The organism is Promicromonospora sp. NPDC059942, from assembly GCF_042731755.1.
GTDB lineage: Bacteria > Actinomycetota > Actinomycetes > Actinomycetales > Cellulomonadaceae > Promicromonospora.
The window spans coordinates 46,422-71,563 of record NZ_JBHWLR010000016.1 but is presented as its reverse complement, the minus strand read 5'-3'; the positions used below and the strand labels follow the sequence as shown (position 1 = coordinate 71,563).

Here is a 25,142-nt window from a genome sequence, read left to right as displayed (position 1 = left end):
TTGTAGGCTGGCTACATGAATGACCTCTCGCGTGTGGACCCGCGTCACCTCGACCTGCTGCGCGAGCTCGCCGACCGCGGGACCGTCACGGCCGTGGCCAAGGCGACCCATCGGACGCCGTCGGCGGTGTCGCAGCAGCTGCGCACCGCCCAGCGTGAGCTGCGCGGCGTCCCGCTCGTCGAGCCGCACGGCCGGGGCCTGCGCCTCACGGAGGCGGGCCGCCTCCTGGCCGACGGCGGTCGTGAGCTCTCCCGGACCGTCGCCCAGGTGCAGGCGCGGTGGGACGAGTTCGTGGGTTCGCCGTCGGGCACCGTGCGGGTGGCGACGCTGCCGAGCGCGGCGACGGTGCTGCTGCCGGGCGTACTGGAGCGGCTCGCCGAGACGGACGTCGCGCTCGAGTGCAGCGATATGGACATCGCCGAGTCGGAGTACTCGGGGATGGTCGCGGACCACGACATCGTCATTGGCCACAGCTTCACCGGTCCGGTGCCGGCGGGTGCCGAGCATCTGGTGACGACGGCGCTGCTGCGCGAGCCGCTGGACATCGCGCTGCGCGCGGGCCACCCGCTTGCCGCGAAGTCGCGGGTCACGGCGCGGGACCTGGTGGAGTACGAGTGGTACGGCGTGCCGCTCGGGTACCCGTTCGACGGGCTGCGCATCGCCGTCGAGACCGCGGCGGGCCGGCCCGTCCGTGTGGCGCAACGGCTGCGGGACAACCGGCTGATCGAGGCGCTGGTCGCGGCGAGCGACCGAGTGGGGGTGCTGCCTCGGTACTCGACGGCGCCCGGGGCTGGGCTGGTGCTGCGGCCGGTACACGGGATGGACGCGGCCCGGTGGATCGTGGCGATCCTGCGGGCGGATCATGCGGAGCGGCTGGCGGTGCGGACGGTGTTGGAGGCGTTCCGGGCGGTGGGGGCTGAGGTGGTGGGGTGATGGTGTGGGCGGCGTGTGGGATGCTGCGGCGATGTCGGCACTGAAGTCAGCGCGAGAGGTGATGGAGCGGCTCGCGGAGGTGATCGACGGGCATCGCTGGGACGACCTGCCGGGTCTGCTCGACCCTTCATTTACCTGCCGCTACGTGCATACCGGGGAGACGTTCGACGCCGATGCGTGGGTGCGGCTTAACGCGGAGTACCCAGGCTTCCAGAACTTCCGGCTCGAGGACTGCGTGGCGGACGGCGAGCGGGCTGCCGGGCGGGCGCACGTGACCGGCCTCGCCGACGGCGTGGTGCAGCACTTCGAGGTGGCGACGTTCATCACGGTGCGGGACGGGTTGATCGCGGAGCTGACGGAAGTGTGGACCGACGTGGACCAGGTGGCGCCGGAGGGGACGCGGGTGTCTTGAGCCGTTTGGCTTGCGTGGGGCTCGGCCTTCCGCAGGTGGCCGGGCTTCCTGGCCGTGGCCCGCTGTCCGACGGCGGCACGCCACGCGGACGGAGCCGCTGGCAGGGCGCGAGGTTTGCTAAGGTAACGCCCGCACCGTGCTTCGAGCGCGGGCTTGCGGGCGTAGCTCAATGGTAGAGCCTTAGTCTTCCAAACTAATTACGCGGGTTCGATTCCCGTCGCCCGCTCAGAGTGCGGAAGCCCAGGTCAGAGACAGTTTCTGACCTGGGCTTCGTGCATCCTGGAGGGCTGGAAGCGGCGCCGAGTGGCCCTTATTGACCCTAAGTCGCTCGCGATGGGGTCAGGACCTGGAGCCAAGATGTCCGCTTCACCCGATCCGCAGAAGCGTGCCCGCGGAGCCTCGCGCGCACCTCGAAGCATGTCCCCACGCAACCGTCGCAACAGCCGCCGCTCCTACGGCAACGTCCGGCAGCGCACGCCCAGCCGCTGGGAGGCCAGGTACACCGGGCCCGACGGTGTGCGCCGCCCGATCGGCACATTCGAGTCCGAGAAGGCGGCCAACGCAGCCCTGGCCCGCGTGCTCAGCGACGTCTACCAAGGCACCTACCGCGAGCCCGAGACGGGCGACGTGCCGCTGCGCGAGTACGCGCAGCGGTGGCTCGCCACGCGTGACCTCAAGCCCTCCACCCTCGACGGGTACGAGCGGCTGCTGCGGCGCTGGATCCTGGCGCCGCTGCCGAGCCCAGGCGGTGCGCGGCAGCTCGACCTCGGTGCACTCCCCCTGCGTTCGCTCTCGCACACCATGGTGAGCGAGTGGTACGCCACGCTGCTGATGGCGACGGCGGACTCCGCCGCGCAGTGGTTGGCGCGCGGCGGCGGGCCGACTGACGCCGCACATGTGCGGGCCTGGGCACGTTCGACCGGCTGGCCGTTGGGCGATTCTGGGCGGATGCCAGCGGCGGTATGGCAGGCGTGGCAATCCGCCGGTGAGCCCCGTGCCGCGTCGGTCGAGTCCCGACATGCCGGGGCGGTGACCGGCCGCACCCAGGCAGCCCGCGCCTACGCGCTGCTGCGCACCATCTGCGGCGACGCCGTCCGCGATCGGCTCATCGAGGCGAACCCGTGCAGCATCCGCGGCGCCGGCCAGACCCGGCCGGCGGAACGTGTGATCCCCGGCGACACCGTGGTCGACGCGATCGCAGCGGCCTTCGACGGACCGGCCAAGCGCTACCGTGCGGCCGTGGTAGTCGCGGCGCACTCCGGGCTCCGTGCGGGCGAGCTGTTCGCGCTCGAACGCCAGCACGTCGAGCGGACACCACAGGGCGGCGTGCGGCTCAACGTGCGCCAGACGCTCGTGGACGTGCCGGGCAAGCCCGTTGCGTTCGGCCCGCCCAAGTCCGACGCCGGACGCCGCAAAGTGCATCTGCCGCCCGAGGCCGCAAGGGCGCTCCTGGCCCACCTGGACCGCTACACCGGGCCCGGCCCCAGGGCCCTGGTGTTCGCGACGGCCGGCGGACGGCCGGTGCGCGGGGGGAACCGCTCGTCGATGTTCTCTCGCGCCAAGAGGCGCGCTGGGGCGCCTCTTGAGCTCCGCTGGCACGACCTGCGACACCTCGCGGCCACCCGTGCCGCCGAAGCCGGGGCGACGCTGGCCGAGCTGCAGCGGCGCATCGGGCACTCGACGGTCGCCGCCGCCATGGTCTACCAGCACGCCACCGACGATGGCGACGAACGACTTGCGGCACGGATGGCCGAGATCCAGGCGGCGAGGCGGGCGTCGAATGTCGTGGAGTTCCCTGGGCTGAGCGGGTGAGGGTGCCCGCCGCTGCCTGTGGGGCGGAGCAGCGGCGGGCGCTTGGAGGTTCGTGCACACCTACCTGTCGATGACCGTTGCCGGACAGGAGTCAGGGATGGATACCGAGGGTGTGCTGCCGTTTGCTGTTGACGATCCCCTGCTCACGTCGGCCGAGGCCGCCGACATGCTGGGAGTATCTCGCTGGTGGTTCGGTGAGCTGGTACGCCGAGGACGCGTCGGGCCATGCGCGCGGATCGGTGGTCGGTTGCGGGTGCGTCAGTCAGTGCTGGACCGCTACCGGGCGGAACAGGCCGGCGACCCGGAGGACCCGTACCTTGCGTACGACGACATCGGTGCCTATCTCGGTGTCTCGTCGTGGACTGCCGGCGAGCTGGTGCGGCGTGGGCTGCTAACCGGAACTCGGATCGGCCGACGGGTCGTGGTGCGGCGGTCAGCGGTGGAGGCCTATGTCGAGGCCTGCACGAGGTAGATCCAGCGCTGGGCGCCAGGACGTTCGCCCAGGTCGTACGGTCCCGCCAAATCGGCGGGACCGTACTTGTCCGGTTTGCTTCTCGGGGTCGGTCGAGGGCGTGGCATAGATGGTTCTTGGGTCTCCGACCGGCCAGCGGTCGTTCTGGTGCGGCGTCGTTCGCCCGAAGCCGACATCGATACTTGGACCAAGTAGTTTCGGCGCTGCCGCCTGACGCATCTACCCAGGTCGTATGGTCCTGCCAATTTGGCAGAACCATTGTTGTCCGGTTTGTTCTGCACGCTGGCACAGACAGTGACGCGTCGCAGTTCGGCAGAACGCCAGGCCACGCGGTGGTGCCAGATTGGCACCACCGCGGCTATCCGGATTAGCCCTACCGCGACAGCTGCACCTCTGACCTGTGGTGTGCCGGAGCGAACCCGCAGGTCGCGCGGTGGTGGCAATTTGCCACCACCGCGCATGTCCGAGTTAGCCCGCATACACCCGCGCCCGTCTGCCCCGTGCTCGCGATTGTGCACCTCACCTGTACCGGTCGAGGTACCAGTTGACGTCCCCCATGTAGCTTTTGCAGGCAAGTCCCGGGTGCGGGACATCGGAGCGAACAGAACGAACACACGTCCCCCAACTCGCGGGGCATTGCTAAGAGGCTGAACGTGGAAATCGGCGCGCGCTCGCGCATGGGCATGGCCCTGCGGTTGGCGCAACGGTCTCGACTCGCCGGCCCCTGCAAGGCGATCTGCGTACACGTACACGTCCATGCGTCGAGGATGACGAACGAGCGCGCGCTCTGCGCACACCAAGTTGCGCGCGCACCAGGGTGTGCGCACATATCAGCGCAGGTCAGGTGCGCGCACCAACTGGAGCGCTGATCAGATCCGTCTACGTAGCAGACTCGGGCTGGCGGGTAATGCGGGGCATTGCGGTAAGTACGGGCCCATCGGGTGCCGGCTGCTGAGCGCTGACCTGCTGACGGCCCCAGCGTTCGCGCAACGCTTGGGCCTTCCCGTTGCCAACCAGCGGGTTGACCACGAGAGAGACCTGCTCCTCAGGCCTGGCGGCCAGCAGTTCATCGTGAATAGGCCTCGCTACACCTGTCCCCCGCCAGGCACTCTGAGCATGGCTTCCTTGAGCGCCATGGTCGGCCTCTCGCTCCGGTCCCTACCCCGACGAACAGCTTCCTGGGAGGCCACAAGCGGTCTGAATCGATAGTCCGCGCATGGCAAGTGCGCGCTGACCGGCTGTCACGGCGGCGGCACAGTCCCCGGATGCCGTTCAGGTCGGGGGCCACTACGTCGTTGGTGGGGGTCCGTCGAACAGTGCTCGCTCGATTTCGTCGGCCGCCACGGAGACTCCGATTTGCTCGGACGCGGCCAGGGCCCAACGGTCCAGGAGTTCGCAGTACCCGATGTAGGTGTCGGTGTACCAGTTGAAGCTAAAGCTCCAGCCCTCGCCACGGCGCGCCGGTTTTCGGGAGATATCTGACCAACCACGCCCGCGGTCATACAGGGACTCAGCAACTCGAGCGTCGAGGATGTAGCAAGGGTTGGCAGCTACATCGGCGCTGACGAAGTACAGGAACTTGGTGTAGAAAGCAGGACCAAGGTACGGGATCGCAGCGCGCCCTGGCCGAATGAGCAGGGAGTACGCCTCGCGTCTCTCGCCCTCCCGCGCAGCTAGCGCCGCCTCCCGCACCAGTTCAATGCGCCCGGTAACGCTGCTGCCGGTGAAGGCTCGAAGTCGCCTCCGGTTGTTCCGTGGACGCTTTCCGCTGCCCCAGAGCAGGACATGGCAAAGGAAGAAGAAAATGGAGGCGTCGTCTGCGTCGGAGTCGAGGGTCTTGGCGAGCGTGAAGAGTTCGCCACGCGTCAGTTTGACCGATCCGTTCTCGTTCGGGTCGACGCCGACTCGGACTTCGGGCAAGCCTTCCTTCACGAGGTCCGCCAGCTCGTCGTTCCACCAGGCAATGTTCAGCTGGCCCTCGCCGAAGCCGTGGTCTACGACGTTGCCGACCCGGACGCCCAGCCGAGGCACTACGTATTCAGGCAGCTCAAACCCGGGCGGCGGGGTCGGCCTCATCGTTGCCAGCGATAGTTGATCGGCGTAAGTTCCTCTAGTACAGGCAGCCAAGGATCGTGGACGGTGAGCACGCCACCCTTGGCCTTGATCGTGCCGTCTCCCCCGTCGACGTGGAGCGAGATCCCGTGGACGATCGCCATCAGGTGATTCATGTCGCCGGTCGCAGCCTCGACCTCTCGGCGCGTGACGGTCACCGTGCCTGCGCCCCCGGTCGTCCCCTTGACCTCAACACGACGCAGGGTGCCACCGACAGTTCCCTCGATGTCGAACGGGTTGTCCTCGTCACCAACGTGGCGGACCTCGTGCCACCCGTTCTGGCCGCACCACGCGATGACGACGTCGACGGCTCGCAGCTCGATCGCGCGCTTTGCTTCTGCATCAAGGATGAAGCCGGCGCTATTACGCGACGTACGCTGCGACACCTCTTCCCCGTCGAGTGCCCAACCGACAAGGTCGGCATCATCGATCACCGCCCAGCCATTACGCCCGAGCGACACCTCAGCTGGCAGGTCGAGGTGCAGCGGGCGCAGTATGTCCGCCTGCCAGGCCAGCACCTGCCCGCCGTCGCCGTCCCGCTTGCTCGCCAGGTACGTCTCCGAACGAACTTCACGCAGAGGTAGACCGGTGTGGTCTGCGATCGCCTTGGTCGCCGCGCGCCAGCCGCTGAACCCCTCCGCCAGGACGCGGCGTGCTCTGGCGAGGAACGCCACGCTGCCGTGCCCAGGCCACGAAACCACCAGTCCGACCAAAGCGCCGTCGTAGAACGTCGTGTGCGGCTGCTGCCTGATCTTCCAGAGGTTCCAGTACCACTCATTGAGTGCCAGCTCTGGGAGCCGGCTGACGTATTCGCGCGCGTCTTCCGCCCGCGAGAACGCGACATTGTGCAGAAACACTTCGGCCACGTCGCGATCGTCCCACGTACCAGCACCTACCGGTCCTGATCTGACAGCAGTTCACCCGCTCCAGCACCGCACGGAAGCGACGGTGACCGCACGGGGGTAGGGGGCGCAGGGTTCGAGCAGGCAGGACGGGCCCTGCGCTTTCGGGGGCGACGACTAGGGTGTTGAGGCGTATCGAGGAAGTTGCGGAGAACCGATCAAACCTCGTTCGGATTGGATTCCTCACCACGCTGAAGCATCACCTTGCCCCCGACGAACACGACACTTGCGAGGACCGCGGCACCGGTGGCGACCGTGGCCTTGCTCATGAGCCCATCGAGGAAGCGCTTGTTCTCAGAGTCTTTGGCGAACTCCCTGTTGCCGGTCTCCATCAGCAGTTCCGTGAGAGATCGCCGGTCTTCCGAGCTCAAGTCGTCCTTGTTGAGTTCGTTCTTGAGTGTGTCGCGGATGTCGGCGTAAGCGTCATGAACTCGGTCCTGACTCTGCTTGTTGGAGACTTGTGTCGAAGCATGGACCTTTCGGAGGACATCGAGGGCTTCCACGGAGAACCGCGTGAACACCGGGAGTTGCGCGACGATTCCGAGGGCGACCTCCTTGTCCATCTGCGGCATCATGGCTGCGAATCTGAGTACCTTGTCCCGTGAGAGGTTTCGCCAGGTCTCGATCCCGAGTGCTTGCTTGATCTCGTCCTCGGTCTGCAAGGTCACGTCACGTCTCCAGTCATCGATCGAGTGACCTGATCGGCACTCAGCCTTCTGAGCTGCCGATGCACCGACGCCTCAGCCAGTCCAGGAGCCACAAAGCAAACAGCCTTTGGAATGATAGGTCGCCCAGCCGCACTACCCGATACCTCGGCTCCAAGATCACCCGGAGCCTGGAGCAAGTTTTCGGTCAGCCAGTCCGGCAACATCTGCCCCACGCGGCGGACCGCGGTCGTGTGCGTATGGCCGTCGCGCGATGGGCCACGGCGCAGGGCTGATCGGCAAGGATGTAGCGAAGGTGATGGTCGATAGCCCGAGTGGCGCGCGAACTCCAGCCACAATGGGTAGTGGTCGCTGTTCGTCTTTGGCAGTGAGCCGCGAGAATCTAGCCGCTCACGACCTCTTGGGCGCAGCCGCACGGACCACGACAGGGATCACTGCCAGGGAGACCCGGCGCCCCTCGTCGTCGGCTGTGACTATGTAGTCGCGCCTCCGGTCGGCGTGCGGCGCGCTCTTCGTTAGGACATGCCGGGGATGCGCCTCCACTGCGACGTGGAGCTTGTCCAGAGTGGAGGCGGGATCGACAGTCTTGATGAACATCACCAGCGCGGCCTTGCTGTCTCGCCAGACGAGGTAGCTCAGAAGTTGGTCCAGCGCATCTGCAGCAGCCTTCGGGCCGTGCCAGATTTTGAGTTCGGCGATGAAAGCGTTGCGGTCGCCGTGTCGGATCAAGATGTCCGTCTTGCCACTCCCGTTGAAGAGCTCACCGCCGGCGTTACCTTGCCAGTAGCCGTTGAGAGTGCCGAGCAGGAGGTCACGAAGTTCCTCCTCGTCGAGCTTCGCCGCTGTGCCTGGGGAGCGCTCCAGTGAAGTTGCCCAGGACCTGACGACATCGAGCACGTCCTGGTAGATCGCGTCGTCCAACACAGGCTCGGGTACAAATCCCGCCTGTGCCCTGCGCGCTTGAAGAGTGACCTGCTTCCGACGAGCCACGACCGGAGGCCTCTGCTTCGATATTGTGCGCACCGGGATACCGAGGGAGTCCTCCACGGCTCGGTCGTTGAGAATTCGGTTCTTCCGGCGTGTGTGGGCCTCGCGGATGGATCGCTCTGCCGTTGCCCTGAACTGTGTCAGGTCGCTGTTGGCCCAGTCTGCTCGACTGTCGATGTCTCGCTTCACCTGTTCGATCCGACTGCGGATGACGTCGGCAGTGAGCGTCCGCTCGACAATCTCGATGACGATCCTTCCCCCGGAGACTTTGCCGTACTCCCCGCTGAGGCTGAATGTCGACGCCCGATAGCCCAGCATCTCTGACGTACCTGAGACCGGGAACGATACGACGACTTTGCTCGCGGGCACGGTGTAGATGCGGTCACGGAAGAACTGGTCGTGTACCTGAGTCGTGACCTCGGTGACGGGGCTCCTCGACGGGTCCTCCCAGTGAACCGTGATCTTGGTCGGCAGGTGCCTTGCCTGGAGGGTCGCGACGAGTACGTCAGGGTTCTCGCTGAGGATTACGTCCGGGTCAAGCCCAGCCAGTTCGTCGAGCGCTCGCTTGAGACGAGCGCTCAGATACTCATCCAGCCGCTGACCAGAGCCCATCTTCCCAGTACCTCCGCGCAAGTCGAACCTACGTTCGCAGCAGACCCTAGTTGCGTCCGCCGGTGCGTGTTGGGAGGCAAGCCGTGGCGTGACGGTAATTCGGTTTGCCCGGCCGACCTCGCTCCGTCGTCGGAGAGTCGTTCACCTTTGATCCGCCGGTAAGCTGCCCGAGTCGACAGGCCGTTGCACCTCCATAGGCGGAGGCTGGAAGGTGAGGCGTCGTGCCAACACAGGGGACGGGCTTACTCCTGCACGAGTTCGGTGACGAGCGCGTCGACCTCCTTGCCCGACGGTGAGGCGGCCAGGTACTCGCGGACCCGCCGGCGCTGAGTTACGAAGTTCGTAGTGTCGAACTCCATGGCAGCGATCTCGTCAGTCAGCTTCTCGGCAAGCTGGACCAGTCGGACGTGGTCGAGGTTGTCCGGGTCGTAGGTGGGGATCGGCAACTTCCAGACACTCTTGTCGACGTGCCGCTCGTCCTTCCCGTAGGACATGTAGGGGCGCACGAGGTCCGTCAGAGAGGGAGCGTTGAGGATACCGACGAGGTACGTCGCCTCGTCAGGAGACGAGGCGGCGGCCCAGTACATCGTGTGATCTACCACGGCCCGCGTGTCCTGGAGCACTGCGGCGGTGACGTGCATGCCTGCCTTGCTGTAGACCACGCGGGTGCTCGGCATCGGGATCTGGTGGGAGAGGCCCTTCATGTGGTCGAGTCGTTCCGGCACGGTCATCTTTCCAGCGCTGTGCCGCCGCCACAGTTCGTCGGCCTGTCTCATCCAGGTTGCCAGGCCGCGCCAACGGTCGATCGTGTCGCCGTCCGGGGCCAGGATGGTGCCGTCGGACGTGAGAGGGAGGACGAACTCGGAAGGCGGGAGGATCCGGAACGGCAGGAGGTGCTCGCCCAGGACTGTCGGCCAGACGAACTGGGACTCAACGGTGCCAGCCAGTGTGGGCAGGTCCTTCCAGGGCTTCTTCTCCGAGACTGACCGCTGCGAGCGGATGGCACGCCGCCCGGCAGGGGCGCCAAGTCCGGTGGGGCTGTCAGACTCAACGCGGTATAGGAGACGGGGAACCAGAGTGGCGCCCTGGGCGAACCTTGCGCCGTAGGCAGACACTGCTCCGCCCGTCCGGATGACTGCCTGACCTGGAGTGCGGGTGATCGACTCCAACGGCCCGCCGGCCAGGGCGTGGGGTGCGGGCGCTTTCCCTGACCAGACCTCGATGTCGAGGGGCATCCGGACGGCGCCGACGTTGCGGTCCTTGCCGTGTTGGGCGACCTCCGGGGTGATGCGGCGTCCGAAGACAACAGCCGAACCGCGCGGGAAGAGGTGGGGGCGTACGCGCCGCAGGTCCCACGACGGGGCGAACGCGACGAGAGTTCCGGCGCCGAACTTCCCGGAGCGGAACCCGGCCCAGTAGTCGCGGTCGACAACGGGGTTGGGGACGACGAACCCGAACTGGCCACCGTCGGCGAGATATCGCTCGACGGCGCGCGCGATGAACACTCCGGCGAGGTCCTGATGTGTGGCCGTGGCATCATCGGCCCAAAACCCGCGCTCTCTAGCCATCTCTTTGAAGGTCGCCTGCATCGCGTCGCTCATGTGCCGGTAGGACAGCCACGGTGGGTTCCCGACAAGCACATCGACGCGGTTCTCGTTGCGCGACAGCCACTCGGGACGGGCGACGTTGCGGATGTAGTAGGACCAGATGTGGTTGCGGTCAGCTTCGTGCAGCTCGCGAAGCCGTGCGAATGTGGGCGCGAGGTCAGCCACGTCGGCATCGGACAGGGCAAGGCGTCGCTTGGTTCCATCCGAAAGTCGGGACGTCTTGCGACCGGCGGCAGCCGCGCGGCCGGATTCCTCAACAAGCGCGCTGACCAGGTCGTCGAAGCGGGCGGCGTCGGACAGCAAGTGGTCGCTGAACCGCAGTTCGCCCGACAGAAGCTGGTCGCCGGCCTCGGTGGCGATGACGAGGTAGCCGACGGAGAGCAAGTCGTCCTGCCGGTCCCAGCCCAGGGAGTCGCCCAGGTAGACCGGGACGGACAGCTCGCCTCGCTCGGGCGAGGCGAGCCGTTCGCGACCCAGCGCAAGGAGGTAGGTAACGCGCGCCAGCGCGACGGCCACGGGGTGCAGGTCGATGCCCATGACCCGCGACGACACGGTATGCATCGTCTCGGCAAGAGACCATCCGGCGTCGTCGGCCGCAGAGAGATAGCGACGCACCGCGTAGAACAAGAACGATCCAGACCCGCACGACGGATCCAGGACCCGCTGGTTCAGTGGGTCGGTCACGGTCTCGGCGACGACTTCATGGGCGAGCCAGTCCGGCGTGTAGTACTCCCCAAGGCTTTTGCGCGTCGTAGAGGGGATGACCGACTCGTAGAGCACCTTGAGCACGTCGTGCTCGACGGCAGACCAGTCGAAGCGCGCCAGTCGCCGAGCAAGCGCGGCGACAAATGCTTCGCCCTCGGGCACTTCCAGGACCCAGTCGAAGAAGTCACGATCGACGACGCCATGCAGTCCGGCGCTGGTGAATAGGTCGCCGGACAGCAGTGTCGCCGGCGCTAGCTCACCGGCGCGCAACCCGACGACCAGGTGCGCGATGATCTCCGCGCTGTTCACAAGTAGCGTGTGCTCCAAGAACAGGTCGTCGTCGTTAGAGAACTGTGTGCCCAACGCTTCACCCAGGAGCTTGGCCCACAGCTCGCGCTTAAGCTGCACCGTCGGCAGGGTGCGGTTCGCCTCATACAGCGCCGACAGCGTCGAGAAGTCCAGCGCGTGCGACGATGACGCTGCACCCAACCTCTCGCGGATCTCTGACGGCACTGGGCGCATGTCCTGCTTCGTCGCAAGCACGCCCTCCAGCCAGAGCAGCAGCGCCGTCGTGCCGCTATGCCCGCCCGAGGCCTCGTGACGGGTTGCCTCCACCAGGTCGCCGTCGACCTCGTGGTACGCGAGCCAACGGATGCCGTCAGTCAGGATGCCGACGTAGCGAGTTCCGAGTTCCGTCGACCGGGCCGTGACGTACGTGGTGAGCTGCTCCCGCGCCTTCTCCCGCGCCGTTTCAGACGCGAGGCTCTTCTTCACCTCAATCACGGTCGCACCGACCTCGACATCGATTCGCTGCTGTGCGCCGACCGGTGTTTCCAGATGGACGTCGTCCAGGTCGAGGTCCGCGGTCAGGAGCAGCGCCCTGACGTCGGCCTGGATCGTCGCCTCGCTCCTAGCGCTGCCCGACACAAGACGATCGACGATTACGACGCTGGGATTGTGCTCTTGCTGGCGCGGCATAGCGGGAGCCTAATGCGCGGCGCAGCGTCCGGCGTCCAAGCAGGGCCTGGCGGGGTGGACATCTGCTCCTCACGAGGACACCGGGCTTGCTGACCTGGGTCTCGCCGACGATGGCCCGACGCTGTGAGGACGTGAAGCGAGCCCTCGACTCGAGTGCCCGCCGGACCTACTTGAAGTACTGCCTGAGCTCGTCCAGCAGTGCTTCCGACCGATAGTGAGAGATTCGAGCACTCAACCGACTTGGGCGAATCGCCAACACGACATCGCGCCTTGGCCAAACAAGATCGTACAGGGCCAAAATGTCATACCCCACGGCCTCAGCATGGAGATGCTCAGGAAGACGTCTTAGAAGCGCGCGGGTGCCCATCCAGCTCAAACACAAGCAAGGAAACGCAGCGATCGATATCCCCCCGAGCACCCACTCCGCGACCGACCGATCGCCTGGGTGGAAGGCCAGGGCCAGGGCGGGGCTTAGGGCAAAGAATGCAATCACCAGAACCATCCTCCAGTCCGCAGGCCTCTCAGCAAGGCGCTTCGATCGGGCGATTCTCTCCTCGCCGTCACGCTCAATATCTCGTGCCGGTAGATTCTCGGCAACGATGTTCCCCAGAGAATCGAATGCAAAAAGCGCAACACCGTTGTCGAGCGCGAACCTTTCTGCTGGCTTGGTGTATCCCGAGCGGGAATAGAAGACCACGTCCACATCCGGCGAGCATCGGCCGCGAGCTCCGACGATCTGCTGGATCGCTGGACGACCGACCCGCTCGGTCAGACGCTTCGTTTGCCCGATAAGTAGCGAGGACTCGATATCAACGCCCCCATCTACCGTCGATGTCGCCTTCGCGTCGGAATACCCAAGTACATGAGCGGCATGCCACACCGCCGCGTCTTCGGCAACCTGCCACGAATCGATACTCTCACCCGGGTTCCACGTCACCCGTCGGACAGTACCCTCGGGCACTGACACCCGGCCCCTGCGGGGCAGGATCTCGACCTATCTTCAGGCGCCCAACTGCGCTTGGCGTCCTCAACCTCGACATGGGGACCTGCGTCGGCAGCGGGTTTCGGGCCCAGGCCGCGTATCGGCGGCTACATCCGGGGTCAGCGGTTCGTGCACACGCGGAGCATTCCGCAGCATCAATCTCGGGACTAGAAGGCTTGTCCAAGCCGGTCAGGTGTCCGTGATCGGACGACAGCCTGCGCCGATCAGCAGTTGGAGCTGCTCATCGGCCACAGCATCGCCCTCGGCAAGGCCAAAGGTGTCGGCCAACGCGTCGGCCGGTGCGGCCGCACAATCGGCGACGGCGAGCACCAGGTCCAAGCTCTCCAGCCTGGAGCCAAGCCCGAACCCTGGCGGTGTGCCCGCCTCCAAGTAATACCGCTCCAAGTAATACCGCGTCACCTAGTCCGGCGCCGACCGATCCCCATCCCGGCGGACCACAGACCGCGAGAGGTAGGCGTAGCAGTCTCCAGCAGAGATCTTCCGGATCGAGATCGTCATGCCTGCGCACCTCCTCAGAACGGAGGTGCGCAGCCGGCACCACGAAACAGGGACGGTGAGGCACCCGCGCCACACGCCGGGAACCCCTCGGCTTCAGGGTGATAGCCGATCCTGATGCCACGCTCCCCGGCGCCGACCGCCGCGTCGTGTCAGTGAGCGCACGTAGAGTCGAGCCCGTGAACTCCACAATGTTCGGTATCGGAGAGGACTGAGCTTGACGGGCACCGGAAAGAAGGTAGACAAGAGCACCCACATCGGCGCAGGTGGCGTCGCTCTCATCTCGTTGCTGGTGCATGACATCGGGCATGTGTGGCACGAGCGCCATATTGACGCCGGTATCGACGGCATGATCGAACTCCGGAACCCTGTAACGCATGAGATGAGCAACCGCCATCTCCTAGTCCAGAGCAAGGCACAAGATCGCCCGTTTGCTGGCGAAGACGAAACTTCGTTCCACTACACCTGCGATGCGCGCGACCTCGAGTACTGGATGCAGGCACAGGATCCGGTGCTGGTCATCTGCGGCCATCCGAAGACGCGTCAGGCGTGGTGGGTCCACGTTCAGAGCTATTTCGCCGACCCTGCCGTGCGAGGGACACGTCGCATTGAGTTCGACAAGTCGACGATGGCCCTCACAGGGGACATCACAGACAGGCTCTTCGCACTGGCAGATCCAAGCGGACGCTCGTACACCCCAGCAGCTGACGAACGGCACGAAGACCTAATCTCAAACCTCTTGCCCGTCGACATGCCGGCGGTCGTCCACTCGTACCCGACCTCGCATCGCAAACCACGAGAGATTAATCAACTCCAGTCGACAAGCGGTCTCGACTATCGGGTCGACTGGGTAGTTCACGGCGGTCGCCTGTACACGTGGAACCTCGCCGAAGGGACCTCGCTAGGCGCAGCACTGGCGGGCCCACCGACAGTGCGGCCCATTGGAGAGTTGCTCCAGTACGAGAAGGACGGAGAACGTCTGGTCGTGCGATTGCTTAACCAGGCGCTTCGCCAAGACCTCTCGCGTGACTGCCGGTGGGACCCGAATCACAGATTTGTGTATTTCCGGCCGACGCGCGACCTGTCGGCTCGCAGGTGGCCGACCAGCCCGACGAGCTTCCGTCTGGTCTTTAACCCCTACATGAACAAGAACGATCCCAGTAAAGTTTCGTACTACCGCCACGCCGCACTGAACTGGCGCTTCCTCCTCGTCCGCGATGCCTGGTACTGCGAACTCGTCCCCGATTACTATTACACGATTAACGGAATCACGGAATCACGGTACAGCGCCGACCTGCGCAGTGGAATCAAGCGTCGTGAACGACAGAAGTCGGTGCTTCAAGAAACAAGAATGTGGGCTAACATCCTTCGGCCACAGGAAGACCTCTTCGACATCCTCGACTCTGGTCGCCGAATCCTCGATTTCGGCCCGCTCATGGCCTTCCCGGTCGAAAAAGCCATCACGGACTCTTCCTGGAAGCGCATGGACCCGAACGACGAGTTCGACCTCTTCGACGCAGCCATGGAGGACGCCTCAGCATGAAGGGCCAAATCCTCGATGAGCCGGACCTCGAGTTCGCACTCGGAAGCCGGCACATCGATCCACGTCACGGAATCGAGTTCTACGGACCTGCTGATGTCGAGAATAGCGCGGTGCGGACAATCCGCGTCGGCATCGTTGGCACCCGCGACGCTATCGCCGGTGTCAAACGATGGCTCGACTCTTGCCGATCCCCGATTGCTCGAAAACCAAGCCACTTGACGGGCCTCTTCCGAGACTTCCCAGGATTTGATCGCGCCGTGGGCTTTCGCTCCACCATCGAGTGGGATCCACGCCTGGAGAGACAACTCGATAAGCGTGCGCTCGAGCAGACGAGGGGCCTCAACCCACTTCACGCACTCTCCGAGATCGTCGGTCTGTACGCCGCTGAGCTGTCGGTTCTCGACGAGGAGCCGAACTGCGACGTCATCATTGTCTGCCGACCGGACACCATCGAAGGTCCGGGCATCCAAGGCGGTGCCATCGGAGGGGGTGCTGTCTCCCCACCTCGGCGAACCGGAGACGAATTTCGTTCGCTACTCAAGGCTCGATCGCTAGGGCTGAAGCGACCAATTCAGATCATCCGCCAACAGACGTGGGACCCCAGCTACAAGCCACAAGACCGCACCACGCTTCGAGGCCAACAGGACACAGCGACGAAGGCATGGAATCTACACACAGCCCTCTATTACAAGGCCGGCGGCGTCCCGTGGCGCATGGTCCGCTCCTCGCAGGACCTGGCTAGCTGCTACGTCGGCGTCGCCTTTTACCGCAGCAACGACCATGAAACACTCCAGACAAGCGTCGCCCAGATTTTCAATCAGCGAGGAGACGGAGTGATCGTCCGCGGTGCGCCAGCCGTCCAATCGAAGGACGACCGCCAGCCCCATCTCGCTGGCGAAGACGCCAAAGACCTCCTGGAACGAGCGTTAGCCCGCTACCGAGACGAACATCGAAATCTGCCCGCCAGAGTCGTACTTCACAAAGCTTCGTCGTTCACGCCAGCTGAGATCGAGGGCTTCCGCGCTGCAGCAGACGCCGACCGCATCAGTCTGCTTGAACTCGTTTGGATTCCACGCGGGGAAACCTTCCGCTTGTTCCGCGACGGTGAGTACCCGCCACTCCGAGGAACACTCTTTTCATTCGACGACCAGCGCCACGCTCTGTACACCAGAGGTAGCGTGCCGCTATACAAGACGTACGCAGGCATGTACGTGCCGGTTGCTCTCCCGTTTCGACTAGTCGACGTTGAGTCGAGCCCGGAGGATATTGCATCTGAGATCCTCACGCTTTCCAAAATGAACTGGAACAGTACGCAACTCGACGAGCGGCTTCCGATCACGCTGCGCACTGCGTCAGCGATTGGCGAGATCCTCAAATACGTGCCAGAGACAGATGCGCCTGCTGGCAGTTACGCCTATTACATGTAGCCCCACCTAGACCATCCCGGCACCTAGGTGTCACTTACTTTGCGTAGCCAGAAACTCTCGAACGCGCATCGACCCAGTCCATGCCCCCGCTTTTCCGGTGCTCGTCCGCAGTGATCGGTCATGGCGGAGCCGCCGCTGGACGCGACCGTAGCCCCGACGTGGTGACGTTAGCTAGGCAGCGCGCGAGAGATCCGGCGGCTCGAACCGGTCGAAGTCTGCGGATAACCCTGGGGCGCATCTGTGGATACCGACCGCAAGAGAACCTGCACACCGCTAGGTTTGTGGGCTCCGAGCGTTGTCGTGCTGTGGAAATCCCTACCAGCCCCAGCCGCTGTTCTGCTGTGATGCTCGGTCTGCGGCATCGCGTCGTGCTCGCTCGTCCGCGTCGTGGCGCATCTGCGCGGCACGGGCTCGCGGGTCGGCCAGGACCACCGGGACGCGCTCCATCGGCCGCGGCCCCGGGCGGCGTAGCTGCCGGGCCGACTCCTGGTCCATCGTGATGGCTTCGAGGGCTCGTGCGGCGGCAGCGTATGCCTCGCCCCGCTCTCCCTCTGACGCCCGCGGCCCGAGCGGGTCGACGGGGTCGGTGACCTGATAGCGGTCGCGGTAGGCCACCACCTGCCGCATCGCCATCCGCCATGTCTCCAACCCACGACCGTCGGGCGGCGGTGGGGTGATGGTCTCCATCCACAGCTGCGGGTTGCTCACCGCGTCCTCGACCAGGGCGTCCAGTCGGGTGGCAATCAAGTCCGCGTGCCGTACAAGCCACGCCTTCACGAGCGGGTCGGTCGCCGGTCGTTCATGCCCTGCTGGCGTACTTGCCTCGGCTCCGCTGTCGACACCGACGCCGGCGTCGGCGTCGGTCCGGGCTGGGTTGCTGATGAGGTCGGCGAGGTGGTCGGTCATGACCTTGCGCACCGAGCCGACGTCGAGCTGCTGATGTGTCTCGGCCCCCGGTGCGTGACCGACGCTCTGGGCAACGTGTTCGATCAGCGGCCACCACTTGTCCAGCTCGACCCGCCCGTAGAGATGGTCGATCAGGGCCCGCAGTGCCGGGATCTGCCGTTCGAAGTGATCCAGGTTCCGGATGGTCTGCAGGTTGGGTTCCATCGCGAACCACGTCAGCGGGATGGTCTCGGCCAGTGCCGCGGCGAGCTTTCCGCGCTCCTCGGTCGCGGTCTGGGCGGGGTCGGTGGGCAGGTCGAGGGCCTGGGCGTGGGCGGCCTCTTCGGGAGTGAGCATGGCCCAGACCCGCGCGGCGGCGGTCCGGCCGGCGGCGTCGGGGTCCAGGGCCACGATCAGGTCGCTCAGGCCCCTGCCGGTCGCGTCGCGCAGGGCTTGCAGGTGCTGCGCGGTGATGCCGGTACCGCCCGCGGCGACCGGCACGATCTCGACCCCGGTCTGCTCCGCGAGACGGGCGGCGGCCAGGTGCAGGGCGGCGTGGTCGGTCGGGCCTTCGACCAGCACCGGGCGGGCACCGGCGGCCAGGCGGGTGATGGCGTCGGGGTCCAGGCCGTAGACGAGCTCGCCCTTGCGATACGCAGCGGTCTCCGGTGTGTTCAGGTACTTCGGCGCACGCCCGTCACCGGTTTCTGCCTCGGCGGGGTTGACTCGTGCGGTGACGCCAACGACGCTCCCGGTCTGGTCGCGGTAGGGGAACACGATCCGGTTGCGGAACTTGTCGATGACCCGCCCGCTCTTGGCCCGGGTCGCAACACCAGCGGTGACGAGTTGGTCCGGCGTGTACCCGAGGAACTGCAGGTGGTCGGTCAGCCCGGTCCACGATGCGGGTGCCGCACCCCACTCTGCGTCGGCCAAGCCGCGGCTGGTCATGTATCGGGTCGCCCAGGACTGGGTGGCCTTCTGCCGGGCCCACCAGGTCCACGCATGGCCGGTGATCTCGACGACCAGGTCCCGCTCCCCCGCATCGACCGCGGGCTCCTGAGTACCGGCCCTGGACGCCTTGCTATCCGTGCCGGTCGGGGCGCCCGGCCCCGTCGCACTGCTCTCGGTGCCTGCTTCCTGTCGCGGTACCTCGGCCGGCGGTGTGGTCACGGACAGGTCGCCGGGCCCGTCCGCGCCGGCGGCCGGGACGTCAGCCCAGAGCAGGTTGTCGGTGGTGTCGGGCGAGGTGGTGATCCAGGCCGGCAGTCCCCGCTCGTCGTGGTCGTGGGGTCGGGGCAGGCCGATGCGGTGGTGCAGGACCTTCGCGATCGACCGCGCGTTGCCGAACCCTGTTCCGGCCGCGCGGCGGACCACGGTGGCCGGGTCGGTGCCGGCCGCCTCGTGCATCGACAACCGCTTGGCCAGCACCGGCCACACCTCATCACCCAGGACCCGGTCCGCGACCCGGCCGGGCAGCACCGACCGCACGGCCTCTGCGAGGCGACCGACACGGTCCGGTTCGAGGAAAGCGAGGTACGCGTCCTCGTACTCCGGGACCAGGCGGGCCAGGGAGTGCGCGTAGTCCCACTCGTCCTCGATGACCCGCGATGCGGACTGTTCCTCGCCGTCGCGGTCCAGGACACCCTTCAGCGCGTTCAGCACCGCCCGCTCCAGGTCCGGCTGGCGGTGCGGGTCGAGATCCAGCACGTCGTCCGTCTCGACGTACACCCGGTTGGAGTCCGCGCCACGAGTGATGGCGGTGTAGAGCTCGTTGCGGGTCATGCCAACGCCGACCATGGCGTGGGAGGTGTCGACGGTCATGCCCTGCACCCGGTGGATCGTCGCTGCGTACCCGAGCTCGACATGCTGAGCGACGTAGTCGGCGGGGAGCACGACGGTCGCCCCGGTCTCCAGGTGCCGGGCCTGCAGCGCACCGTTGTCGTCGCGGGCGGTCACGCGCCACAAGTCGCCGTTGCGGACCCAGTCCTTGCCCCAGTCGACGTGCCCGTCGTCGTGACGGGCGCGCAGCTGGCGGTTGTTCAGCCGGGTCACGATGACGTCCCCGATCCCGGCGCGGTTCTCGTCATGCAGGGTGATGCCGTCGTCCTCGACCTCGCCGCGGGTCACGCGGTGCAGGCGAGCGCGGGCCGCCAGCTCGGTGACGAGGGTGTTGGTCGCGGCGATCATGATCGTCTTGCGGCCCTGGTCGGAGTCGGTCTGCCAGTTCGCGAACATCTCCTCCGCCATCGCCGCCGCGCTGCCGCCCTGGGTGCGGCGCCCGGTGATGTAGAAGTCCAGGCCCCGGTGGTCACCGTCGCGGAGCTGGAGGGAGGCGGCGGCTTCGCCGGCGGTGTGGAAGCGGTGGATCTGGGTCAGCTCGACCGCACCGGCCTGCTGCGCGATCAGCCGCAGGGCGCCGCCGGCGGCGACGGCGCCGAGCTGGGCCGGGTCACCCAGCAGCCGGACACTTCCGCCTGCGGCCTGGGTGAGGGCAAGGACATCAGCCAGTGCGAGCGTGCCTGCAAGGCTCGCTTCGTCGACGAGGACCACGGTCCCCGGCTCCACGCTGAGGCGCTCCCGCAGGCGCTGCCCGCCCGCGCCACGGTTGGCCAGGAGGAACATGTCCAGGGTCTCCGCCGTGATGCCTTCACCGAGGTCGGCGCCGAGGACTTCGGCGGCGGCGGCTGATGGGGCCAAGGCGATGAGCTTGCCGCCCGATTCCTGGACCGCTGTCGCGAAGGCGCGCATGGCAGTGGTCTTCCCGGTCCCGGCCGGACCGATACCCGCCGCCAGCACCGTGGTGGTCGTGAAGTGGGCCACCAGGTCCCGCTGCCCCCGGTTCAGGACCCGGCCCCGCTCGACCCGGACCTGGTCGATCGCGCGCTCCACTACGTCGGGGTCGATGATCAGACCACCCGGGGTGCGGGCGGCAGCCAACAGTTGCTCTTCGGCTACCAGGACCGCGAGGGACGTGTACCGGGCGGAGCCGTGCACGAAGTAGACCGACTCGCCGTCCTTGCGGCGCATCACATCCGGTGGCTCGTTCAGGTCTGGGGGCGTGATCACGAGGCTGCCGGCTTCCGCATGCCCGGTGATCGTCGCTGCCAAGGCCAGGAGTTCGGTGCCCTGGGGGGCGTGCTCCCGGGCGAGGCGGGTAGCCTCGGCCTGCAGGTGGTAGGTCGTCCATGTCGCCCGTCGGCCCGCCACGTTCGTCAGGCACGCGTCGACCAGGTCGCCCTGAGCGAGCACCTCCTGCGCCAGTTCCGCGAGTACGGCCTTGCGGCTGGCAGGTGTACGCCACCTCAGCTGCCGGAAGACCTGGGCGCGTGGCCACGTGTCAGCGAGCCGCTCCATGGAATCCGTGACGTCCTTGGCTGCCCACCGGGCATTCCCCCGAGCGGCCAGATCCTGGGCGACGGCAGGCCACAGGTCTTTGAGCTCGTCGACCGTGACCCGCCCCGTGTCCGGATGGGGGTTCAGTGCGCGGGCGAGCATGCGTGCCACGGCCTCCGGCCCGCCCATGACCGTGGCCGCCATCTGGGCCCACTGGGGTAGCCGGTGGCGTAGCCCGACCGGTGTGCCCTTGCCCTGCCGGGTGTCCAGGTTGGCTTGCTGCGTCAACCCGTACGCGGTCTTCGTATCTGGCTCGTGCCCGTACTTCGCGCGGTATTCGGCCCGGAGCGACTCGTAGGACTCCTGGATCGCGGCCCGCCGCCGGGAGAACGCGTCCCGGAGCTGCTTGGGGATGCCGACGATCTCGCGGACACCCTGCTTGCCGCGCCCTCGGGTCTCGGTGTGGAACGCGACACCCAGGACGTCGACGAGGAGTTGCTCGACGCGGGTGTTGTACCGCTCCGACGCCGCCACCTTCAGCCCCAGCAGGACCCGGCCGTCCAGCGCCCGCCAGATCCCGTCGACGCCGAGCACCTTGGTGGAGACGGCGACGTGGGTGTGCAGGTTGGGGTCGCCCGCGCGGGAGTCGAGGTGGTCGAACGCGACGGCGGTCAGTCCGTGGGTGTTGATCTGCCGCACACCACCCGCACCCCCACGAGTCAGCGCGGCTTCGGACTCGATCCACGCGAGGGTGTCTTGCCAGGCCTGGGTGTGCGCCTTCGTGATCGCCTCCCGCGTCGCAGCATCGCCCAGGCCCCACAGGACCGAGACACTCTTGGACGGCGTGAACACCAGGTCATACCCCGCCACGGCCTTGCGGGGCTGCTGGCCACGCTTGGCCAGCCAGGTCGCCACATCCTTATCCGTCAGCTCACCCGAGCGGCACTTCTCGGTGTGTTCCTGCTGCGCCAGGACGCGGGCGACGTTCCACCGGATCAGGTCCCGCTCGACACCCGCCTCCGGCGGACGATCGTTCTCACGAGCGAACCGGGCGAACGCTGCCTCCAACGCGGCGGTGTAACCGTCGTCGGGGCGGGCCCTGAACTCGGGGAACGCCCGCCCCAGCGCACCCACCCGAGCAGCGTCCTGCTTCGACATGCCACGCGCCAGGGCCTCGACCTCCAGCCGCTCCGCCTCCGGGTGCCGGCCCTGACCGAACAGGGACTTCATCTGCCGCTCCAGCACCAGCCCCGACACACCGAGCTGCTCCACCCCGGTGCCGGCCCAGTGGCCGGGCGGGTTGCCGTGCTGCATGTAGTAGTCCGTCAACGACATCCCACGACCCCGCGGCACATCGCCTGAGGCGACCTGCTGAGTGAGGTACGTGTACCCGCTTCCCGCGCTGAGCACGTGGACCGTCATCACGTCCCCCACCCCCCTTCCCATGGCGCTTGCCGGGCCGTTCCAGGTCGCGTCAGCGGCCTCCGCTCACGGCTTGTGCATTAGGTGTGTGGCCTTCGTCGTGGCGGTCCGCGGGACCCGCGGCCCGCTGCACGCCGGCCCGCGTCACACAGCCGCGTCAACCGCGCGTCCGTCGCGTGTGCGCGTCGTCGCGCGTGTGGCCGTCGCTGCTCGTCGTCCGTGTCCGCGTTGCTGGGCATCCGGGGGGAGTCCGGATGTGGATCCCCTTGCTCCTGACGGATCGAGCAACCAGTCACCGTTCGCAAAGCGCCTTGCTCTGAGATGTCGGCTGCCCAGGGAGTCTTGTAGCACCTCTGACGCATCCGAACTGGTGGGGTGCCTATTGCCGTGGTGCTGCGGCAGGCTGGCACCGGCGACGCTGTGGGCCGCGATAGACGACCTGCGAGAAACCGTCCTCGAGCCCATGGGGAGGCGCGATGAACAACAGGCGTGAGGAGATCGCCCAACGCCGCAGGGTGCAAGGGCTGAGCCAGGAGGCATTGGCCGCGCACCTGAACGTCGCACGCACCACCGTCGCGCGGTGGGAGTCGGGTGAGGTCATCCCTCTCCCCTGGGTTCGGCCGCGGCTGGCTGAAGCCCTTGGGCTGTCGCTCATTGAGCTGGATCTGATCTTCACGCCCGACGCGACGCACCGAGTGGCTCGCGCCGCTCCAACAACAACGGAGCCGCCCTGCGCACCAGGTCTGGACGATGAGACGCTGTGGAGGATCCTGATGGGCGAGTCCGACGGACTGGATCGCAAGCAGTTCTTGCAGCTGGCACTCGCGACCGGCGCGGCTTCCGCGCTCGGGGCTGTCGAGGCGGCTGCGTCGCCCACTTCGGTACTCGATCCCCGTTCGGTGGGGTCCTACGTCACCATCGCTGCAGTCCAGCGAGACCTGTACTGGACGCTCGACTCTCCTGCGATGCTCGACGTCGCGCTGGGCCATCTCCGTGTGGGTACCGGATTGCTGAGGGCATCACGGCACGGCAGCGAGCTGTCAGCAACGCTGGCTGCCGCAGTCGCGCATACCGCACTGCTCGCTGCCCGTGTCGCGCTGTTCGATCTTGGCCAGCCACGTATTGCCGAGCGATGCTTCGCCATGGCCGAGTCGGCGTCCATGGAGGCTCATGACCCATGGCTCGCTGCCGTGATCGCGGGCCATCATGCGTTCGTTCCCGGGTTCGCGGGCGACCTCACAGCAGCACGCTGTCATCTGGACCTCGCCGCGGTTCATTTGCGTCGCCGGCCCAACGGTCTGATCAGTTCATGGGTCGGCTGTGTCTCAGCCGAGTTGCATGCCCGGACGGGAGACGGGGCGGAGGCGCGGAGCCTGACCGATCGCGCCGAGCAGGCCCTCGCCAGGCCCGCGGACGTACCTGAGTGGTTCGACTTCTATGACGCCAGCCGGCTGGCCGGTTTCGCGGGCAACGCCGCGCTGCTCGCAGGAGACTCGGTTGCCGCCGTCGGTTGGCTTGACAGGGCTCTCGACGAGCTGGACGAGAAGGCAGTCAAGCAGCGCTCGGTGGTCCTGCTCGACCTCGCCGCGGCGCACCAGAGCCTGGACGCCGACCAGGGTGCGGCCTACGCCGACGAGGCAATGTCACTTCTGGAGACGGCGCCGTACAGCGCGGCGGTCGGCCGGCTCGCCGACGTGACTTCCCGGTTCAGCGGGACTCCGCACGGTGCCCGTCTGATCGAACGCGCCCGCGTCCTTCAAGCGGTCTAGGTTCGGGCCTGGCGGGCGTTATGGCCTGTGACAAGGTCGGGCAGTCCTGCGAGAGTGTCGAGCTGGAAGAGGCACAACGCCTCACAGTCTTCGCCGAGATGTCTCGCGGCTGTGTCGCCACGCAGTATGTGGCCCCAGGGTCCTCGGCGTAGGACGGCGGTCTGAATCCCGAGCTTCTGGGCCGGCCGGATGTCGTTGTCCAACCGGTCCCCCACGTAGAGAATCTCGTCCGGCTGCAAAGCCGCCTCGACCACAAGCCGTTCGAAGAACGCAACATCCGGCTTCGACACGCCCCAGGAGTCCGAGGTGGCGAGCAGATCGCACGGCAGGTCCAGGCCACGCAAGATGCCCTCGGCACGCACGGTCTGGTTCCCGGCGATGCCAACCTGCAGGCCTTGCTCGCGCAGACGTGCCAGGCACTGCCGCACGTCGGGGTAGAGGTCGTCCTCGCCGAACCATTCCGGCTGCCCGGCGGCGGCGCGCTTCTCGCGTTCCTCGGCGAGATCGAACCCGGGCCGGAATACCTGGAACGTGTCCCGGTAGTCGAGACCTTGCGCGATGACCGCGCCGAACACCGCAGAGAACGTCTGTCGAGGAACTCCGAGCCAGTCAGCCCATGTCCCGTACTCGCGGGTCTCGTTGACCAGGACCTCGCCGACGTCGAACCACACAGCACGAATCACCAGAGCAGCCTAGCCAGTCCCCGCGCACGACCGATGGACTTCGGGCAACGACGAACGGCAGCACTGCGTGCTACGCCGGTGCGACAAGAGTGCCGCCCTGCTGCTCTGTCCTGCCTTCTGAGCCGCGGCTTCGATGAGAGGTGACAGATGATCCCCTCATCGAAAGGCCTTCCCATGACTGAACCGACCGCAGTCCTTGAGCGCACCGAGAGCGATCTGGACCAGCTGACGGCCGACCTGTTCGACCTGGACATCAGGGCCATGCAGGTGCCCATGGCCTGTACCAACAACACCAACGACGGGTGCTCGGCAAGCTGCCCCAGCGTGGGCTGCTCCGCGACGTGTAGCTGCACCAACTGCAACTGCAAGAAGTAGTGCCGTGGCG

17 protein-coding genes and 1 tRNA gene are annotated in these 25,142 nt (G+C 66.6%); 9 read left to right on the top strand and 9 right to left on the bottom strand.

The window, feature by feature from the left end:
• Window positions 1-15: 15 nt before the first annotated feature.
• The 5 genes from ACFV9Q_RS22655 (at window position 16) to ACFV9Q_RS22635 (ending at window position 3,629) form a co-directional block, all read left to right on the top strand.
• Complete coding sequence (locus ACFV9Q_RS22655; protein ID WP_377236268.1) at window positions 16-933, top strand: LysR family transcriptional regulator; 918 nt, start codon at window positions 16-18, stop codon at window positions 931-933.
• A 31-nt stretch (window positions 934-964) separates the two neighbouring features.
• Window positions 965-1,345, top strand: a complete 381-nt coding sequence (locus ACFV9Q_RS22650) for a nuclear transport factor 2 family protein (protein ID WP_377236267.1) — start codon at window positions 965-967, stop codon at window positions 1,343-1,345.
• Window positions 1,346-1,500: 155 nt separating this feature from the next.
• Window positions 1,501-1,571: transfer RNA gene (locus tag ACFV9Q_RS22645), tRNA-Gly, on the top strand.
• A gap of 191 nt (window positions 1,572-1,762) precedes the next feature.
• A complete protein-coding gene (xerC, locus tag ACFV9Q_RS22640; protein ID WP_377236266.1) occupies window positions 1,763-3,157 on the top strand; it encodes a tyrosine recombinase XerC in 1,395 nt (464 codons plus the stop codon).
• Window positions 3,158-3,209: 52 nt separating this feature from the next.
• Window positions 3,210-3,629 (top strand): helix-turn-helix domain-containing protein, encoded by a 420-nt coding sequence (locus ACFV9Q_RS22635; protein ID WP_377236265.1) that lies wholly within the window; start codon window positions 3,210-3,212, stop codon window positions 3,627-3,629.
• 1,287 nt (window positions 3,630-4,916) lie between these two features.
• On the opposite strand, the gene ACFV9Q_RS22630 is transcribed toward ACFV9Q_RS22635, so the two are convergent.
• The 7 genes from ACFV9Q_RS22630 to ACFV9Q_RS22600 all read right to left on the bottom strand — a co-directional run bounded on the left by ACFV9Q_RS22630 (window position 4,917) and on the right by ACFV9Q_RS22600 (window position 13,518).
• Window positions 4,917-5,705 carry a hypothetical protein gene (locus ACFV9Q_RS22630; RefSeq protein WP_377236264.1) on the bottom strand — a complete coding sequence of 263 codons (789 nt, stop codon included), beginning with the start codon at window positions 5,703-5,705 and terminating at the stop codon, window positions 4,917-4,919.
• Entirely contained in the window at window positions 5,702-6,607 is a 906-nt protein-coding gene (locus ACFV9Q_RS22625) for a protein NO VEIN domain-containing protein (protein ID WP_377236263.1), read from the bottom strand. Before ACFV9Q_RS22625 ends, ACFV9Q_RS22630 begins: the two co-directional genes overlap by 4 nt.
• 194 nt (window positions 6,608-6,801) lie before the next feature.
• On the bottom strand, window positions 6,802-7,311 hold the full coding sequence (locus ACFV9Q_RS22620) for a hypothetical protein (protein ID WP_377236262.1): 510 nt from the start codon (window positions 7,309-7,311) through the stop codon (window positions 6,802-6,804).
• A 387-nt stretch (window positions 7,312-7,698) separates the two neighbouring features.
• The gene (locus ACFV9Q_RS22615; protein WP_377236261.1) at window positions 7,699-8,907 is read right to left on the bottom strand and encodes a hypothetical protein; all 1,209 of its coding nucleotides are present in this window, start codon (window positions 8,905-8,907) and stop codon (window positions 7,699-7,701) included.
• 242 nt (window positions 8,908-9,149) lie between these two features.
• Window positions 9,150-12,197, bottom strand: coding sequence for an N-6 DNA methylase (locus tag ACFV9Q_RS22610; protein WP_377236260.1), 3,048 nt, complete (start codon window positions 12,195-12,197; stop codon window positions 9,150-9,152).
• 166 nt (window positions 12,198-12,363) lie between these two features.
• On the bottom strand, window positions 12,364-13,134 hold the full coding sequence (locus tag ACFV9Q_RS22605) for a restriction endonuclease (protein ID WP_377236259.1): 771 nt from the start codon (window positions 13,132-13,134) through the stop codon (window positions 12,364-12,366).
• Between the two features lie 234 nt (window positions 13,135-13,368).
• Window positions 13,369-13,518 (bottom strand): hypothetical protein, encoded by a 150-nt coding sequence (locus ACFV9Q_RS22600; protein ID WP_377236258.1) that lies wholly within the window; start codon window positions 13,516-13,518, stop codon window positions 13,369-13,371.
• Window positions 13,519-13,912: 394 nt separating this feature from the next.
• Between ACFV9Q_RS22600 and ACFV9Q_RS22595 the strand changes: the two genes are divergently transcribed.
• Both ACFV9Q_RS22595 and ACFV9Q_RS22590 read left to right on the top strand, forming a co-directional pair.
• Window positions 13,913-15,238 (top strand): DUF4365 domain-containing protein, encoded by a 1,326-nt coding sequence (locus tag ACFV9Q_RS22595; protein ID WP_377236257.1) that lies wholly within the window; start codon window positions 13,913-13,915, stop codon window positions 15,236-15,238.
• Entirely contained in the window at window positions 15,235-16,665 is a 1,431-nt protein-coding gene (locus ACFV9Q_RS22590) for a hypothetical protein (RefSeq protein ID WP_377236256.1), read from the top strand. The genes ACFV9Q_RS22595 and ACFV9Q_RS22590 overlap by 4 nt, the downstream gene beginning before the upstream one ends.
• Before the next feature lie 315 nt (window positions 16,666-16,980).
• Here ACFV9Q_RS22590 and mobF read toward each other — a convergent pair whose 3' ends face one another.
• Window positions 16,981-22,305: a MobF family relaxase gene (gene mobF / locus ACFV9Q_RS22585; protein WP_377236255.1), complete on the bottom strand. Its 5,325-nt coding sequence runs from the start codon at window positions 22,303-22,305 to the stop codon at window positions 16,981-16,983.
• A gap of 476 nt (window positions 22,306-22,781) precedes the next feature.
• Here mobF and ACFV9Q_RS22580 point away from each other — a divergent pair, with 476 nt between their 5' ends.
• Window positions 22,782-24,074: a helix-turn-helix domain-containing protein gene (locus ACFV9Q_RS22580; protein ID WP_377236254.1), complete on the top strand. Its 1,293-nt coding sequence runs from the start codon at window positions 22,782-22,784 to the stop codon at window positions 24,072-24,074.
• On the opposite strand, the gene ACFV9Q_RS22575 is transcribed toward ACFV9Q_RS22580, so the two are convergent.
• Window positions 24,071-24,757, bottom strand: a complete 687-nt coding sequence (locus ACFV9Q_RS22575; protein ID WP_377236253.1) for an HAD family hydrolase — start codon at window positions 24,755-24,757, stop codon at window positions 24,071-24,073. The two genes, ACFV9Q_RS22580 and ACFV9Q_RS22575, sit on opposite strands and share 4 nt — an antisense overlap.
• Window positions 24,758-24,931: 174 nt before the next feature.
• Between ACFV9Q_RS22575 and ACFV9Q_RS22570 the strand changes: the two genes are divergently transcribed.
• Window positions 24,932-25,132 (top strand): hypothetical protein, encoded by a 201-nt coding sequence (locus tag ACFV9Q_RS22570; protein WP_377228481.1) that lies wholly within the window; start codon window positions 24,932-24,934, stop codon window positions 25,130-25,132.
• Window positions 25,133-25,142 lie beyond the last annotated feature (10 nt).